The organism is Aeromicrobium sp. 636 (genome assembly GCF_024433585.1).
Lineage (GTDB): Bacteria > Actinomycetota > Actinomycetes > Propionibacteriales > Nocardioidaceae > Aeromicrobium > Aeromicrobium senzhongii.
The window spans coordinates 1-15,197 of record NZ_WNJU01000001.1 but is presented as its reverse complement, the minus strand read 5'-3'; the positions used below and the strand labels follow the sequence as shown (position 1 = coordinate 15,197).

The following is a 15,197-nucleotide window of genomic DNA, read 5'->3' as shown; positions in this document are numbered from 1 at the left end:
CTCCTCAGCGGAACGCGGCCCAGCCGCGTTCGATCAGTGCGGTGTGAAGTACGTCGGCGGCGGCGGCCTGCACCACGACCTCGACGACGCCGACGAGGCGCCCGAGCTCGTGATCGATGCGCATGTCCTCGATGTTGACGCCCGCGGCGCCGATGTCGGAGAACAGGCGCGACAGCTCGCCGGGGGTGTCGTCGATGGACACGAAGACGACCCCGAGGGCGGTCGGCTGCTCGCCGTGCTTGCCCGGGACGCGGCTCACGCCGTCACGGCCACGGTCGAGGTGCTCGGCGACGGATCCGTCCCCGGCACGCACGGCGGCCCGGAGGTCGTCGAGTCGAGCCGCGAGGTCGTCCAGGATGTCGCCGACCTGACCGGCGTTGCTGCCGATGATGTCGACCCACAGGCCACGGTCGCTGCCCGCGATGCGGATGACGTCACGCAGTCCTTGGCCCGCGAGGGCGAGGTCGTCGGTGGGCGCCTCGGTCAACAGACCGGCCGTCAGCGACGACACCAGGTGCGGCACGTGCGAGACGAGGGCGACGGCCCGGTCGTGCGACGCCGCGTCCATCCGGCGGACCACGGCACCGACCGACGTGGCGACGCGCTCGACGAGAGCCACGGCGTCGGGGTCGGTGCCCTCGGTGGGCACGACGGCCCAGGCGCGTCCCTCGAAGAGCAGACCCGACGCGGCCATCGGACCGGAGCGCTCCTTGCCGGCCATGGGGTGGCCGCCGACGAAGCGCGGGTCGGTGACCTCGGCGCAGATCGAGCCCTTCACGCTGGCGACGTCCGTGACGACGGCCTGCGGGAACTCGGCGAGCGCCGACCGGACCGTCTCGACGACCGCGGCCGGCGGAACGGCGACGACGACCAGCGCCGGGGACTCGACGGGATCGGGCGATCCGGCACCGACGGACGCCGCGATCTCGAGGTGGGACGCACTGGCGTCACGCAGGTGGACCGGCACGTCGAGGTCACGCAGCGCCAGTGCGACGGACGTGCCGATCAGGCCACAGCCGATGACGAGTACCGGGCCCGGGACGACGGCATCGGGCAAGGGGGCACTCATGCCTCCACGCTATCGAAGAGCGCTCCGAGCTCTTCGCGCGACAGGTCGCGCATGGCACCCGACCGAAGGTCGCCCAGTCGCAGCGGCCCGAACGCGGTGCGCGTCAGCTCGATCACCGGATGGCCGACGGCATCGAGCAGGCGCCGCACGATCCGGTTCTTGCCACTGTGCAGGTCGAGCTCGACCAGGCTCTTGCCGCGGCTGCGGTCACGGACCACGAAACGGTCGACGACGGTGACGCCGTCCTCGAGCTCGACGCCCGCGCGCAGCGTGCGCCCGATCGAGTTCGCGACCGTGCCGTCGACGAGCGCCACGTACGTCTTCGTGACCTCGAAGGACGGATGGGCCAGTCGGTGCGCCAGGTCGCCGTCGTTCGTCAGCAGCAGCAGGCCCGAGGTGTCCGTGTCGAGCCGACCGACGTGGAACAGCCGGTCGTCGCGGTCACCGAGCAGTCCGGTCAGGTCGGGCCGGCCCTGCTCGTCGGCCATCGAGCTGACGATCCCTCGCGGCTTGTTGAGCAGCACGTAGGCATGGTCCGACGGCGGCGGGATGCGCTTGCCGTCGACGCGCACGATGTCGGAGGTCGGGTCGACGCGCGCGCCGAGCTGGGTCACGACCTCGCCGTTGACCTCGACGCGCCCGGCCACCATGAGCTCCTCGCAACGGCGCCGGCTGGCGACCCCGGCGGCCGCCAGGACCTTCTGCAGACGGATTGGCTCAGCCACGGTCGCCGCCTTCGGTCGCGGCCGGCGCATCGGCGACGGCCGGCACCTGGTCCTCCGGCACGGCCTCGCGCTCGGCGGTCTCCTGCGCGACCCGCTCGAGCTCGCTGTCGAGGTCGGCCAGGTCGGGGAGCATCGGCGCCAACTCGGGCAGCTCGTCCAGGCTGCTGAGCCCCATGCGCTCGAGGAAGTAGTTCGTCGTGCCGTACAAGATCGCGCCCGACTCGCCGTCGTGGCCGAGCTCCGTGATGAGCCCCCGCGTCACGAGCGTGCGCACGACACCGTCGACGTTCACGCCACGGATCGCGGAGATCCGCGAGCGGCTGATCGGCTGGCGGTAGGCCACGACCGCGAGCGTCTCGAGCGCCGCCTGGCTGAGCTTGGCCTGCTGGCCCTCGAGCACGAACGCGGCGACGACGTCGGCGTACTCCTCGCGGCTGTAGAACCGCCACCCGCCGGCCAGCTCGCGCAGCTCGAAGCCCCGGCCCTGCTCGGTGTACTCGGCGGCGAGGTCGCGTAGCGCCAGCTCCACCTCGGCGGGCGGGTGCCCGACGGCCTGCGCCAGCACGAGGTGCTCCAGCGGCTCGTCGGCGATCATCAGCACGGCCTCGAGGGCGGGGCGCAGCTCGACCGGCGCTGGTTCGGGCTCGACCGGGTTCTGCACCGGCTCGTCCGGCTCGGTGAACCCCTGCTGCTCACTCTCGGTCATCGTCACTTCCGGTCGTCTCATCCACGGTCACTGTCTGCGTAGCCTGCTCGGTGTCCTCGTCCGCAGGCCCCGGCTCGTCGAACTCGTCCCCCACGTCGATGTCGCCGTCGTCCGAACCCGTCCACCGGACGGTCAACTCCCCCAGCGGGACGGCCTGCTCGAACGACAGCATGCCCTCGCGGAACAACTCCAGCAGCGCCAGGAACCGCGCCACCTTGGTCTGGCCGTCGGGCGCGTCCTGGGTGATCGCCCGGAAGGTCAGCGAGCGTTCGCGACGCAACCGGTCGACCACGAGGTGGGCCTGTTCCCGGACGCTGACCGACGGAGCGTGGAGGTGGGCCAGGTTGACCAGCGGCACCTGCTTGGGCGCCAGGGCGGCGGCGGCGAGGTCGGCGAGGTCCTGCGCCGTGGCGCGGATCTCGACCTCGGGCAGCAGCGTCGCGAAGCGCGGCTCGAGCGTGACGGCACGCGGGTGGCGCAGTTGCTGGTTCTCGAAGCGCTCGGCGAGGATCGCCGCCACTGTCTTGAACGCGCGGTACTGCATGAGCCGGGCGAAGAGCAGGTCGCGCGCCTCCAGCAGGGCGAGGTCCTCCTCGTCCTCGACCTCGGCCTGCGGCAGCAGCCGCGCGGTCTTCAGGTCCAGCAGGGTCGCGGCGATCAGCAGGAAGTTCGTCGTCTGCTCGAGGTCGTCCTCGAGCTCGCGGGTGTAAGCGATGAAGTCCGACGTCACGACCGACAGCGCGACCTCGGTGATGTCGAGCTGGTGCTTGGAGATCAACTGCAGGAGCAGGTCGAAGGGACCCTCGAAGTTGCCCAGGGTCACCGAGAAGCCGGCGTCGGGGGCGTCGGTGGACGCCGACTCTGCGACGGACACCGAGGAGCTCATTCCTCGCCGAGGCGACGGGCGAGCTCGCTGTCCGCCCCGCGGGTCTCGAGGTCGGCGAGCGCACCGGCGATCGCCGCACGCACCAGCCGGCCGCGGTCGACCTTGCGGCCCAGCACGGACCGCAGCTCCAGACGCGCCTGCTCGATCGCCAGGAGCTCGTCGCTGGTGAGGTAGACGGTCATCTTCTCGTCGTGCTTGACCCGGCCGCTGCCGGCCGGAGGCACGGCGGGCGGGTCCTGGTCGCGACGGCCACTGGGCACGGTGGGCCGGAACAGCTCGTCCGCCCCGGGCAGGTTCACGCGCCGGGACACCGCTGCAGCACCTCCTTGGCCAGCTGACGGTAGGCCTCGGCACCGGGCGAGGTGGGGGCGTACTCGGTGATCGGCTCGCCGGCGACGGTGGAGTCGGAGAACTTCACCGTGCGGCGGATGACGGTGTGGAACACGGCGTCGCCCCAGCCGTCGACGAGCGTCTGCAGGACCTCGCGGCCGTGCAGGGTGCGGCTGTCGAACATCGTGCCGAGCAGGCCGATGACCTTGAGGTCGAAGTTCGTGCGGTCGCGGACCTTCTCGATCGTCTCGTTGAGCAGCGCCACGCCGCGCAGGGCGAAGTACTCGCACTCCAGCGGCACGATCACGCCGTCGGACGCGGTGAGGGCGTTGACCGTCAACAGGCCGAGCGAGGGCTGGCAGTCGATCAGGATCACGTCGTAGTCGCCGCGGACGTCGCGCAGGGCACGCGCCAGGACCTGCTCGCGGCCGACCTCGGTGACCAGGCGCATCTCGGCCGCCGAGAGGTCGATGTTGGCCGGCACGAGGTCCAGGTTCTTGACGGACGTCTCCATGATGATCTCCTTCATGGAGAGCTCACGGTCCATCAGCACGTGGTAGATGCTCTGCTCGATCTCGTGGGCGTTGTAGCCCAGTCCGACCGTCAGGGAGCCCTGCGGATCGAAGTCGACGAGCAGGACGCGGCGGCCGGTCTCGGCCAGTGCGGCACCGAGGTTGATGGTCGTCGTGGTCTTGCCGACGCCACCCTTCTGGTTGCACATCGAGATGACGACGGCGGGGGCCTGAGTCGCTCGGGGGCCGGGCTCCGGGAGGTCGGGCATCGGGCGACCGGTGGGGCCGAGGGACGTGCTGGGCATAGCGGTCACTGTACCGCTCACCCCAGCGCCCGGGGATGGGACGCCGCGTACGTCTCGCGCAACTTGTCGATCGTCACCAGGGTGTAGATCTGCGTTGTCGTGACGGAGGCGTGACCGAGCAGTTCCTGCACGACCCGGACGTCGGCCCCGCCGTCGAGCAGGTGGGTGGCGAAGGAGTGACGCAACGTGTGCGGCGACACGTCGACCGTCAGGCCGGCACGGCGCGCGGCCTTCGTCAGCACGGTCCAGGCGCTCTGTCGCGAGAGTCGTCCGCCGCGCGCGTTGAGGAACATCGCCGGACCGCTGCCCGTCGCCGCGGTGAGGTGCGGACGCGCCTTCGTCAGGTACGCCTCGAGGGCGTCGCGCGCGAAGGACCCGAGCGGAACGATGCGCTGTTTCGAGCCCTTGCCCGTCAGAAGGACGGAGGACTGGTCGAGGTCGACGTCGTCCACGTCCAGGCCGACGGCCTCGGAGATCCGCGCTCCCGTCCCGTAGAGCACCTCCAGCAGGGCACGGTCGCGCAGCGCCAACGCGGTCCCGGGCTCCCCCGCCGCGACCAGGAGCGCCTCGACGTCCTCCAGCGGCAGGGCCTTCGGCAGCCGGGAGGCCGGTCGCGGCGGCCGGACCGCCGAGCTCACGTCGTTGGCGACGATCTGCTCGCGCAGGCAGAACTTGTGGAAGCCCCGGACCGCGACGATGGTGCGGGCGACGCTCGACGTGCCCAGCGGCGGGTGGTCCTCGTCGCCGGTGCGGAGCGCGGCGGCGAAGGCCATGACGTCCGCCTCGGTGATCGCGGCGGGATCGGTCAGTCCGCGGTCCAACAGGAACGCGGCGTAGCGACGCAGGTCGCGGCGGTACGAGGCGAGCGTGTTCTCGGCCAGTCCCCGCTCCACCCCGAGGTGGGACAGGTACTCGGCCACGACGCGCTCGACCGCCGCCTCGCTCACGTCCGGGCCACCGCCAAGATGGCGACGATCGTCTTGGCGTCGATGATCCGGCCGTCGAAGCAGGCTGCCACGGCCTCCTCGACGTCGACCCACCACTGCGCCATGTCGGCCTCCTCGGCCTCCCGCACGGTGCGATCCGCGTCGGGCACGGGCCGCAGGTCCGTGGCCCGGAAGACGGTGATGCGCTCGGTCGAGTACCCGACGGTGGGCGCGAGGGTCAGCAGCTCGTGCCACGTGTCGGCCAGCAGGTCGGTCTCCTCGGCCAGCTCCCGCGCGGCCGCCACCTGGGCCGACTCGCCCTCGACGTCCATGATCCCGGCCGGGATCTCGAGCAGCCGACCACCTTGCGCATGCCGGTACTGCTCGACCAGCAGGATGCGGCGCTGCTCATCGACCGCCGCGACGGCCACCGCGCTCTTGGGCCGGACCACGACGCGACCGTGACGCCCCTGATCGGGCGCCACGATCGTGTCGACCGTGAGTGTCAGGTAGTCGTTGTGGAACCCGACCTCGGACGCGGCGACGGGCCAGTGCGTCTCCGGCGGGCGCAACGACGTCGCGAGACGACCGGGCAGCCGCGGGTGAACCATCGACTCACTCACCGGCTGCGTCCCTCATACGTTCTCGACCGGCAGCCGCATCTCGAGCTTGCGCTTCAGCGCCGCCGCGATCAGGCCCGAGAACAGCGGGTGCGAGCGCGTCGGACGCGAGCGCAGCTCCGGGTGGGCCTGCGTGGCCACGTAGAACGGGTGCACCTCGCGCGGCAGCTCGACGAACTCGACCAGGGTCGAGTCCGGCGACGTGCCCGAGAAGACCATGCCGGCCTCCTCGAGGGGCTTGCGATACGCGTTGTTGACCTCGTAGCGGTGACGGTGCCGCTCCTCGACCTTGTCCGAGCCGTACAGCTCGCTGACGATGCTGCCGGCCTTGAGGCTGGCCGGGTACAGGCCCAGTCGCATGGTGCCGCCGAGATCGCCGGCGCCCTCGACGAACTCCTGCTGCTCGGCCATCGTGGCGATGACCGGGTGCTCGGTCGCGGGATCGAACTCCGACGAGCTCGCGTCCTCGATGCCGAGCTCGGTCCGTGCGTACTCGATGACCATGCACTGCAGGCCCAGGCAGAGCCCGAGCGTCGGGATCTGGTGGGTGCGGGCGTACGTCAGCGCGCCCAGCTTGCCCTCGATGCCGCGGATGCCGAAGCCGCCCGGCACACAGATGCCGTCGACGTCGCCGAGCTGCTCGGCGGCGCCGGCCTCGGTCGCGCACTCGTCCGACGGCACCCAGCGCAGGCGGACCTTCACGTCGTTGGCGAAGCCGCCGGCGCGCAGCGCCTCGGCCACCGACAGGTACGCGTCGGGCAGGTCGATGTACTTGCCGACCAGCGCGATCGTGATCTCCTCGGACGGGTCGTGGACCCGGCGCAGGAGGGAGTCCCACTCGGTCCAGTCGACGTCGCGGAAGGGCAGGTCGAGGCGGCGCACGACGTAGGCGTCGAGGCCTTCGGCGTGCAGCACCTTCGGGATGTCGTAGATCGACGGGGCGTCGATGGCCGTGACCACCGCGTCCTCGTCGACGTCGCACATCAGCGAGATCTTGCGCTTGACGCCGGCCGGCACGGGACGGTCCGAGCGGCACACGATGGCATCGGGCTGGATGCCGATCGAGCGCAGCGCTGCGACCGAGTGCTGGGTGGGCTTGGTCTTGAGCTCGCCCGCGGGGCCGATGTACGGGATCAACGAGACGTGCAGGAAGAAGACGTTGTTGCGGCCCACCTCCTGGCGGACCTGACGGGCCGACTCCAGGAACGGCTGGCTCTCGATGTCGCCGACCGTGCCGCCGATCTCGTGGATCACGACGTCGACGTCCGGGCCGCCCATCGAGAGCATCCGGTCCTTGATCTCGTTCGTGATGTGCGGGATGACCTGCACGGTGTCGCCGAGGTAGTCGCCGCGACGCTCACGGGCGATGACGTCGGAGTAGACCTGACCGGTCGTGACGTTCGCGCGGCCGACGAGGTCCTCGTCGAGGAAGCGCTCGTAGTGGCCGATGTCGAGGTCGGTCTCGGCACCGTCGTCGGTGACGAAGACCTCGCCGTGCTGGAACGGGTTCATCGTTCCGGGATCGACGTTGAGGTAGGGGTCGAGCTTCTGCATCGTGACGCGCAGGCCGCGCGACTTGAGCAAACGGCCGAGGCTCGACGCGGTCAAGCCCTTGCCGAGCGACGAGACGACACCGCCCGTGACGAAGACGTGCTTGGTGACGGTGTTAACTGCCAACGTGACTCCCGTGGTTCCGATTCGAGTGAGGAACCGGGCGGTGCCTGCGGCCGCACCCGTGGTCTGAGGAACCGTCCGTGAGGATCGATTCGACTCTGGGTTCCACGGAACTCCAGCCTACCATCGAGCGAGCACCGCGCGGACCGCGCACGCGGGACGCGCCGAGAGTGCTCAGTTCGGCACCGGGCCGTCTGCGGCCCGCGACGTGCCCCAGGCGCCCGATTGACCGGCCGCCTCACGCACCAGCGCCAAGATGGCGGACACGCGTCCCGTGCCGGTGTCGGTGACGTCGACGGTCGAGACGTTCGCGGCGGCGTCGCTGCCGCGGACCGCGTTGACCACACCGTTCTCGCCGGACGAGACGGGGCCGACCACGGCGACACCCTGGCTGCCGGCGTCCAGGCTCGTGACGAGGCTGGAGACGACGGTGCCCTCTCCCCCGGCCGACGCGCCGGACGGACCGGACACGACCAGCGCCAGCTGCGCGGAGCGGTCGGGATCCTGGTCGGGGTCGAGCAGTCCGCCCTCGACGAAGGCCGAGCGGATCGTGCGCGACGTCTCATCGAGCGCGCCGTCGCCCTTGGCGGCCAGATAGCCCCGGGCGATCGCGGTGCCGATCTTGTCGTACGCGCTCGAGGCGGTGGCCGCCTGCGGGTCCGACTGCGTCGCGACACCCTCGGCGAACTGGCGGTTGGAGGGCGAGAGCAGCTTGGCGGTCAGCTCGACCTGCCCGGTGACCTGCGCCCCGGAGGTCGTGAGGTTCTCGATCAACGAGTCGACCTCGTTGTCGCGCGCGCCGGGCGTGGTCAGCAGCAGCACGGTCCGGCCCTTGAGCTTGTCGCGCAGCAGACCCGGCGACGTCAGCGTGGCGTACCCCGCGTCGAAGCCCGCCAGGGCGGGACTCACCTCGGCCCGGTTCGAGTCGGAGGCGGTCGTCACGGCGTCGCTCTCGTCGAGCAGGCCCGCCCCCAGCGCGATGCCGGCGGCGAGTGCCAGCAGCACGGCGGCCAGGGAGATGACGTGGTAACGCAGAGTGATCACGAGAAGAGTCCTTCGATCCAGGAGGAGAAACGGTCGGTCACGGGCGCGAGCCACTCATGACCGAGAGGGGTGGTGGCGACGGCGACCGCGACCGCGAGGACACCCGCCAGCAGCAGCAGGAACGGCGTCAGCCAGCTCAACCGCTGGCGCGCGAACCAGGCGACGGCGTGGGCGTCGACCACCCGCGAGCCGGCGCGCAGACGCGCGATGAAGGTCCCGGCGGCGTCGGCGGTGTCGCCGTCGACGATGTCGACGAGTCGGGACGGGCGACCGACCTGCACGATGACCGCAGCCTCGTGGTGGTCCGCCAGCAGGACGGCGAGATTCTCAGGGGCGCCCGCAGCCGTGAACACGACCGGCTGGCGGCCGTGCGCCTCGAACAGCTCGGGACGGTCGAGGTGACCGGTGGCCGACACGATCACGACCTCCCCGGATCGCTCGATCATGCGTCCGGAGATGTCGTCCGCCCGGCCCACGACCAGATGGGGCCGCAGACCGGCGGCGATCAGGTGCTCGGCACCGGCGCCGACGCCGACCAGCACCGGATCGTGGTCATGGATGAAGGCGCGGATCGACTTGAGGTCCCGGGCCGCGTCCGGCGCATCCGCCACGATGACCACCGGACGGTCCTTGATGGTGGTGGCCACGGCCGGAATGCCAGCGCCCTCCAGCAGCATCGCGCGGTCGCGGCGCAACGTGTCGGCCGCGTTCGTCACGATCGAGTCGAGCTGGTGGGACAGGCCGGAGGACGCGGACTCCACCTGGTCGCGGACCCGGGACGGCGTCATCTCGATGCCGGTGGCGACGGTGTCCTCTCCCCGGAGCACCACCCCCTCGTCGATCCGCACGACGTCACCGCTGCGCAGCGTCTGCCACAGGCCCTCGCCCACCCGGTCCACCAGCAGGACGCCGGCGTCGACCAGCACCTGGGGCCCGAGGTTCGGGTACCGGCCGGACGACGACGGCGAGACGTTGAGGACCGCGGCGACGCCCCGGTCGACGAGCGACTGGGCGGTGTCGGCCTCGAGGTCGAGCTGGTCCAGCACCACGACGTCCCCCGAACGAACGGACGAGAGGTCCGCGGGTCCGCGACACAGTCGCGCCGGTCCGACGACGCCGGGCCCGTCGGGCACGGCAGGATTCCTGCGCTTCAAGATGGGCATGATGCCTTCCATGCAACCGGCGAACGATGAGAGTTCAACCTCGACACGCCGAGGGGTCGGGGAAAAGGTCGGGCTCAGGGTGTGCGGGCCAGGTCGAGCAGCTCGCGGGCGTGCTGCTGCGCGGCGGAGGAATCGTCCAGACCCGCCAGCATCCGAGCGAGCTCGTCGACGCGGCCGGACTGGTCGAGCCGGATCACGCTGCTGCTGGTGACCGTGCCGTCGTCGGACTTGCTGACGATGAAGTGCGCGTCGGCGAACGCCGCGACCTGCGGCAGGTGCGTGACGGCGATGACCTGCGCGTGTTGCGCCAGCCGCGCCAGCCGCCGGCCGACCTCCACGGCGGTGCGCCCGCCGATCCCGGCATCGACCTCGTCGAAGACCAGGGTGGGCACCGGGTCGCGACCGGCCAGGACGACCTCGATCGCGAGCATGAGCCGGGACAGCTCTCCACCACTGGCGGCCCGCGCCAGCGGCCGGGGCTCGGCCCCGCTGTTGGCGGCGAACCAGATGTCGACGTCGTCGGCCCCGTGGGGACCGGGCTCGCCGCGCACCACCCGCACCTCGAGTTGGGCCGAGGGCAGGGCCAGGTCGGCCAGCTCGGCGCCGACCTCGCGGGACAGCTGCTCGGCCGCGCTCGTCCTGGCCTCCGTCAGCTGCCGGGCGAGGTCCACGACGGTCTCCCGCGTGGTCCGGACGTCCTCCTCGAGGCGCTCGATCGCGGTGTCGTCCAGATCCAGCTCGAGGACCTCGGCACGGGCGCGCTCGGCCCACGCGATGACCTCGTCCAGACTCGGGCCGTACCGGCGCTGCAGGGCGGTCAACGCGGCGCGACGGTCCTGGACCGCGGCCAGGCCGCTGGGGTCCAGCTCGACGTCGGCGGCGTACGCGGCGAACTCCGAGGCGATGTCGGTCAGGTCGATGGAGGCGCGCTTGAGTCGCTCGGCCAGTGCCTCGATCCGCGGGTCGTTGCCGGTCACGGGATCGACCACCGACTGGGCCGCGGCGATCGCGGCGGCAGCGGAGTGCTCGTCCTCCGACAACACGGTCGACGCGCCCGCCGCGGCAGCGGCGAGCGACTCGGCGTGGGCGAGACGGTTCTCGCGCTGGACGAGCTCCTCGTCCTCCCCCGGCTGGGGGTCGACCGCGTCGATCTCGTCCAGGGCGTGCCGCAGGAGGTCCAGCCGCTGCAGGCGCTCGCCGGCGTGGGTGCGCAGGTCGGTCAACCGCGCCTGCAGCTCGCGCAGACGCTCGTACGCCGGGCGGTACCGCTCGAGCAGGTCGGCGACCGCACTGCCGGCGAACCGGTCGAGGGCTCCGCGCTGCTCCTGGGGCCGGACCAGACGCTGCTGGTCGGACTGGCCGTGCACGGCCACCAACGAGTCGGCGAGGCGCGACAGCAACGCCGCCGGGACGGTCGAACCACCGGCCAGCGCGCGGCTGCGGCCCTGACTTGTCAGGACGCGGGCGAGCACGAGCTCGTCGTCGTCGACGTGGCCGCCCGCCTCCTCGACGAGGGCCGCCACCTCAGGCGTCGCGAGGACCGACGCCTCGATGCGGGCGCGCTCCGCGCCGCGGCGGACGAGGGCCAGGTCGGCCCGCTCACCACGCAGCAGACCCAGCGCCGTCACGACCATGGTCTTGCCGGCACCGGTCTCGCCGGTGATGACCGTGAAGCCGGGACCGAGGTCGAGCTCGGCCTCCTCGATGACGCCGAGCGACTCGAGTCGGAGATAACGCCACATCAGCGGTCCTCCGCGGCCCGGCGAGCCGCACCGGACGATCCGCGCCAGCCGGCGACGGGGAGCTCGAACTTGCGCACGAGCCGGTCGGCGAAGGAGGCGGGATGGACACGAGCGAGCCGCACGGGCTCGACGCCGCGACGAACCTCGACCCGGGCGCCGATCGGCAGCTCGGCGGCGCGACGCCCGTCGCACCACAGGATCCCCGACGCCGCGTGTCCGACGACCTCGACCGCCAGCGTGGACTCGGGCGAGACCACCATCGGGCGGGCGAACAGGGCGTGGGCGCTGATCGGCACCATCAGCAGGGCCGACACCTCGGGCCACACGACCGGTCCCCCGGCGCTGAAGTTGTAGGCGGTGGAGCCCGTCGGCGTGGCGCACACGACACCGTCGCATCCCATCCGCGAGACGGGCCGGCCGTCGATCTCGACGACGACCTCGAGCATCCGCTCACGGGAGGCCTTCTCGACGGAGGCCTCGTTCAGGGCCCAGTTCGTGGCGACGATCTCGCCGTTGTGGAAGACCTGGACGTCGACGGTGAGTCGCTCCTCGACGGTCAGACCGCCGGCGATGACGTGGCGGGCGACGTCGGCCAGATCCTCCTCGTCGGCCTCGGCCAGGAAGCCGACGTGGCCGAGGTTCACGCCCAGGAGCGGCGTTCCCGTGCCGCGGCACAGCTCGGCGGCGCGCAGGATCGTGCCGTCCCCACCGAAGACGACCGCGAGCTCGCAGTCGGTGGCGGCACCCGGTGTCGCGGCCACGGCCACCAGGTCGACCGCCCCGGCCGCCTCGAGGTACGCGACCTCGTCGGTGAGCGCCCGCACCTCGATCCCGGCGGCCTGCAACGACCTCGCGAAGTCGGCGGCGAGCTTGGGAGCCCCGTCCCGCAGGACGTGGACCGCGAGCAGCACGCTCCTCATGATCCGCTTCCTTCCTTCTGGTTCCCGACCGACAACGGGCCCGCAGCGACCGCGGCGCGCGCCGCTGCCTCGTCCGGGGCCGGCGCGTCGGTCCTGAGCCAACAAAAGTACTCGACATTGCCGGCAGGACCGGGCAACGGACTGGGCGCGAGACCGCGGGTTCCCCAGCCGCCTGCCCAGGCGGCGGTGGTGACCCCGTGGACCGCGGACGCGTGCAGCTCCGGGTCGCGGACGACGCCGTTCTTGCCGAGGTTCTCGCGGCCGACCTCGAACTGGGGCTTGACCATCAGCACCATGTCGCCCTCGGGTCGGCACACCCGCATGAGGGCGGGCAGCACCAACGTGAGTGAGATGAAGGACAGGTCCGAGACGACCAGGTCGACCGGCCCGCCGATGAGCTCGGTGTCGATGGCACGGACGTTCGTCCGGTCGAAGACGTGGACCCGCGGATCGGACTGCAGCGCCCAGACCAGCTGGCCGTAGCCGACGTCGACCGCGACGACCTCGCTGACCCCGCGGCGCAGCAGCACGTCGGTGAATCCACCGGTGGACGCCCCGGCATCGAGCGCGCGCCGCCCCTCGACGCGCAGGCCCTGCGGCTCGAAGACCTCCAACGCCCCGAGGAGCTTGTGCGCTCCGCGCGAGGCCCAGCCGGGATCGTCGCCGTCACGGACGACGATCGCCTGGTCGGTGGTGACCTGGGTGGCCGGCTTGCTCGCGGCATTTCCGCCGACGAGCACCCGTCCCTGTTCGATGAGTCCCGCGGCCTGGTCGCGTGAGCGTGCCAGTCCGCGGCGCACCAGCTCGGCATCGAGCCGCACCCGGCGGCTCATCGACTCACCCTCGGTCCCCGGGGGTTCCGGCGAGGTGGTCGCGCAGCACCCGGTGGACGGCTTCGAACACCTGCGGGTGCTCGGCCACGTCGAGGTCGTCGAGCGCAGCCAGCAGTGCGACGGCCTCGTCGGTCGTGGCAGCGTCCGGACGGTCGTCGCCGGCCGGCGTGGGTTCGCTCATCATGCCCCGATTGTCGCATCGACGGTCACGGTGATCCCTGATTCGGCGCGCGCGGCCCAGCCGAGCGCCACCACCGCGCGGAGGGTCTCGGTGGGACCCCCGCTCGTCGCGACCCGCAGCACGCCGTCGGCGATCTCGGCCGATGCCGATCCACAGGTGGCTCGGTCACCTTCGACGACGACCTCGGGATGCGCGTCGTGCAGGGCGGACAGGTCACGACCCACGTAGTCGGGACGCTCGTCCTCGGCCGCGTTGACGACGTCGGCCAGCGAGTTGACGCCGGTGAGGACGAACAGGGAGGGAATCGATGCCCGGCGCGCACCACTGATGTCGGTGTCGAGCCGGTCCCCCACCATGAGCGGGGCCCCCGGCGAGATGCGTGCGATCGTCTCCTCGAACAGCGGCGCATACGGCTTGCCCGCGACGACGGGCTCGCGCCCCACGGCCAGTCCCACGGCATGGACGAGCGCGCCGTTGCCCGGCGCGATGCCCTCTGCGGTGGGGATGGTCAGGTCGGTGTTGCTGGCGTACCAGGGCAGTCCGGTCTCGATCGCGTAGGCGGCCTCGGCCAGATCACGCCACCCGAGCTGCGGCGCATATCCCTGGACGACCGCAGCCACCTCGGGGGCGTGACGATCATCGACCGGGACGAGGCCGCGCTCCTTCAGCGCGGTGCGCAGTCCTTCTCCGCCGATCGCGAACACGGTCGCGCCTGCGGGCAGGTCGTGCGCCATGACGCCCGCGATCGCCTGGGCCGAGGTCACGATGTCGTCGACGGTGACCGTGAGCCCGAGGTCTCGCAGGTGGTCCGCCACCGCGGAGGGCGGGCGGTTGGCGTTGTTGGTGAGGTAGGCCAACCGCGCTCCCTCGACCGACGTCAGTGCCTCGACGGCACCGGGAACGGCGTCACCACCGCGGTAGACCACCCCGTCGAGGTCGAGCAGGACCGCGTCATGGGACGCGATCAGAGGGCTGTCGGTCGCGGCCAAGGTCATGCGTTCGAGGCTACCGGGGACTCAGGCAGCCGGGTCAGCGACCCGAGGTCGACGTAGACGCGACTGGATACCCCGGAACCGTTGCGGGAGAAGAGCCGTCGGAGCTCGCCGCTGACCTCGACCCGGTCCCCCGGACCGAGCCGGGCGGCCTTGGCACGGAGCCGCGCCGTCCAGGCAGAACAGTCGAAGGTGTCGACGCTCTGGGACGAACGACGGCGTGCCGCCGCACTGCGATCGACGATCAGGCGGAAGGAGACGATCTCGTCCCCACTGGGCAGCGTCCGTCGTTCCGCCACGTCGGCGACACGGCCGCGCAGGAGGACGTGGTTGTCGGCATCGGTCATACAGCCAGACTGGCCGCGCCACGGCGACACCGACAGGGGCGGTGAGCCGGCTGTGAACGCCGCGCTCCTCGCGCGCCGGACCTGTGGACCGCGTCAGTTTTCGAGTTGGTTGATGCGGTCTTGGGCGTCGGTGAGTCCGTGGGTGTCGGTGCCGGCGACGCGGTGGAACCAGGTGATGGCTTCTTGGGTGCGTCCGGCTGCGGCGAGGGTGTCGGCGTAGGC

Annotated in this window: 17 protein-coding genes; all 17 read right to left on the bottom strand. The window is 71.6% G+C overall.

Translation table 11 applies throughout. The annotated features are described in order from the left end of the window. Window positions 1–4: 4 nt before the first annotated feature. Window positions 5–1,069: a prephenate dehydrogenase gene (locus GL325_RS00085; RefSeq protein ID WP_154594697.1), complete on the bottom strand. Its 1,065-nt coding sequence runs from the start codon at window positions 1,067–1,069 to the stop codon at window positions 5–7. Continuing rightward, the gene (locus GL325_RS00080; RefSeq protein WP_255467026.1) at window positions 1,066–1,794 is read right to left on the bottom strand and encodes a pseudouridine synthase; all 729 of its coding nucleotides are present in this window, start codon (window positions 1,792–1,794) and stop codon (window positions 1,066–1,068) included. Before GL325_RS00080 ends, GL325_RS00085 begins: the two co-directional genes overlap by 4 nt. After that, complete coding sequence (gene scpB / locus GL325_RS00075; RefSeq protein WP_187768247.1) at window positions 1,787–2,500, bottom strand: SMC-Scp complex subunit ScpB; 714 nt, start codon at window positions 2,498–2,500, stop codon at window positions 1,787–1,789. The genes GL325_RS00080 and scpB overlap by 8 nt, the downstream gene beginning before the upstream one ends. Next, window positions 2,487–3,374 carry a ScpA family protein gene (locus tag GL325_RS00070; RefSeq protein WP_374209339.1) on the bottom strand — a complete coding sequence of 296 codons (888 nt, stop codon included), beginning with the start codon at window positions 3,372–3,374 and terminating at the stop codon, window positions 2,487–2,489. Before GL325_RS00070 ends, scpB begins: the two co-directional genes overlap by 14 nt. 8 nt (window positions 3,375–3,382) lie before the next feature. Next, window positions 3,383–3,646 carry a hypothetical protein gene (locus GL325_RS00065; RefSeq protein ID WP_373681473.1) on the bottom strand — a complete coding sequence of 88 codons (264 nt, stop codon included), beginning with the start codon at window positions 3,644–3,646 and terminating at the stop codon, window positions 3,383–3,385. Window positions 3,647–3,681: 35 nt separating this feature from the next. Then, window positions 3,682–4,533 (bottom strand): ParA family protein, encoded by an 852-nt coding sequence (locus GL325_RS00060; protein ID WP_154594693.1) that lies wholly within the window; start codon window positions 4,531–4,533, stop codon window positions 3,682–3,684. A 17-nt stretch (window positions 4,534–4,550) separates the two neighbouring features. Further along, the gene (xerD, locus tag GL325_RS00055) at window positions 4,551–5,480 is read right to left on the bottom strand and encodes a site-specific tyrosine recombinase XerD (protein WP_255955249.1); all 930 of its coding nucleotides are present in this window, start codon (window positions 5,478–5,480) and stop codon (window positions 4,551–4,553) included. After that, entirely contained in the window at window positions 5,477–6,082 is a 606-nt protein-coding gene (locus GL325_RS00050) for an NUDIX domain-containing protein (RefSeq protein ID WP_154594692.1), read from the bottom strand. Before GL325_RS00050 ends, xerD begins: the two co-directional genes overlap by 4 nt. A gap of 12 nt (window positions 6,083–6,094) precedes the next feature. Continuing rightward, the gene (locus GL325_RS00045) at window positions 6,095–7,756 is read right to left on the bottom strand and encodes a CTP synthase (RefSeq protein WP_154594691.1); all 1,662 of its coding nucleotides are present in this window, start codon (window positions 7,754–7,756) and stop codon (window positions 6,095–6,097) included. 171 nt (window positions 7,757–7,927) lie between these two features. Beyond that, complete coding sequence (locus tag GL325_RS00040; RefSeq protein ID WP_187411418.1) at window positions 7,928–8,797, bottom strand: copper transporter; 870 nt, start codon at window positions 8,795–8,797, stop codon at window positions 7,928–7,930. After that, window positions 8,794–9,960: a putative cytokinetic ring protein SteA gene (gene steA, locus GL325_RS00035; RefSeq protein WP_154594689.1), complete on the bottom strand. Its 1,167-nt coding sequence runs from the start codon at window positions 9,958–9,960 to the stop codon at window positions 8,794–8,796. Before steA ends, GL325_RS00040 begins: the two co-directional genes overlap by 4 nt. 74 nt (window positions 9,961–10,034) lie before the next feature. After that, the gene (recN, locus tag GL325_RS00030) at window positions 10,035–11,702 is read right to left on the bottom strand and encodes a DNA repair protein RecN (protein ID WP_187768245.1); all 1,668 of its coding nucleotides are present in this window, start codon (window positions 11,700–11,702) and stop codon (window positions 10,035–10,037) included. Beyond that, window positions 11,702–12,622, bottom strand: coding sequence for an NAD kinase (locus tag GL325_RS00025; protein WP_187768244.1), 921 nt, complete (start codon window positions 12,620–12,622; stop codon window positions 11,702–11,704). The genes recN and GL325_RS00025 overlap by 1 nt, the downstream gene beginning before the upstream one ends. After that, complete coding sequence (locus tag GL325_RS00020; protein ID WP_154594686.1) at window positions 12,619–13,455, bottom strand: TlyA family RNA methyltransferase; 837 nt, start codon at window positions 13,453–13,455, stop codon at window positions 12,619–12,621. The genes GL325_RS00025 and GL325_RS00020 overlap by 4 nt, the downstream gene beginning before the upstream one ends. A 4-nt stretch (window positions 13,456–13,459) precedes the next feature. Then, entirely contained in the window at window positions 13,460–13,639 is a 180-nt protein-coding gene (locus tag GL325_RS00015) for a hypothetical protein (RefSeq protein WP_154594685.1), read from the bottom strand. Next, window positions 13,636–14,631: an HAD-IIA family hydrolase gene (locus GL325_RS00010; protein WP_187768243.1), complete on the bottom strand. Its 996-nt coding sequence runs from the start codon at window positions 14,629–14,631 to the stop codon at window positions 13,636–13,638. The genes GL325_RS00015 and GL325_RS00010 overlap by 4 nt, the downstream gene beginning before the upstream one ends. Next, window positions 14,628–14,975 (bottom strand): single-stranded DNA-binding protein, encoded by a 348-nt coding sequence (locus GL325_RS00005; RefSeq protein WP_187768242.1) that lies wholly within the window; start codon window positions 14,973–14,975, stop codon window positions 14,628–14,630. Before GL325_RS00005 ends, GL325_RS00010 begins: the two co-directional genes overlap by 4 nt. Between the last annotated feature and the right edge of the window lie 222 nt (window positions 14,976–15,197).

Coding starts and splice junctions, on each gene's coding strand:
- GL325_RS00085 (WP_154594697.1), bottom strand. CDS start 1,069: ATGAGTGCCCCCTTGCCCGATGCCGTCGTCCCGGGCCCGGTACTCGTC.
- scpB (WP_187768247.1), bottom strand. CDS start 2,500: ATGACCGAGAGTGAGCAGCAGGGGTTCACCGAGCCGGACGAGCCGGTG.
- GL325_RS00060 (WP_154594693.1), bottom strand. CDS start 4,533: ATGCCCAGCACGTCCCTCGGCCCCACCGGTCGCCCGATGCCCGACCTC.
- steA (WP_154594689.1), bottom strand. CDS start 9,960: ATGCCCATCTTGAAGCGCAGGAATCCTGCCGTGCCCGACGGGCCCGGC.
- recN (WP_187768245.1), bottom strand. CDS start 11,702: ATGTGGCGTTATCTCCGACTCGAGTCGCTCGGCGTCATCGAGGAGGCC.
- GL325_RS00025 (WP_187768244.1), bottom strand. CDS start 12,622: ATGAGGAGCGTGCTGCTCGCGGTCCACGTCCTGCGGGACGGGGCTCCC.
- GL325_RS00020 (WP_154594686.1), bottom strand. CDS start 13,455: ATGAGCCGCCGGGTGCGGCTCGATGCCGAGCTGGTGCGCCGCGGACTG.
- GL325_RS00015 (WP_154594685.1), bottom strand. CDS start 13,639: ATGATGAGCGAACCCACGCCGGCCGGCGACGACCGTCCGGACGCTGCC.
- GL325_RS00010 (WP_187768243.1), bottom strand. CDS start 14,631: ATGACCTTGGCCGCGACCGACAGCCCTCTGATCGCGTCCCATGACGCG.
- GL325_RS00005 (WP_187768242.1), bottom strand. CDS start 14,975: ATGACCGATGCCGACAACCACGTCCTCCTGCGCGGCCGTGTCGCCGAC.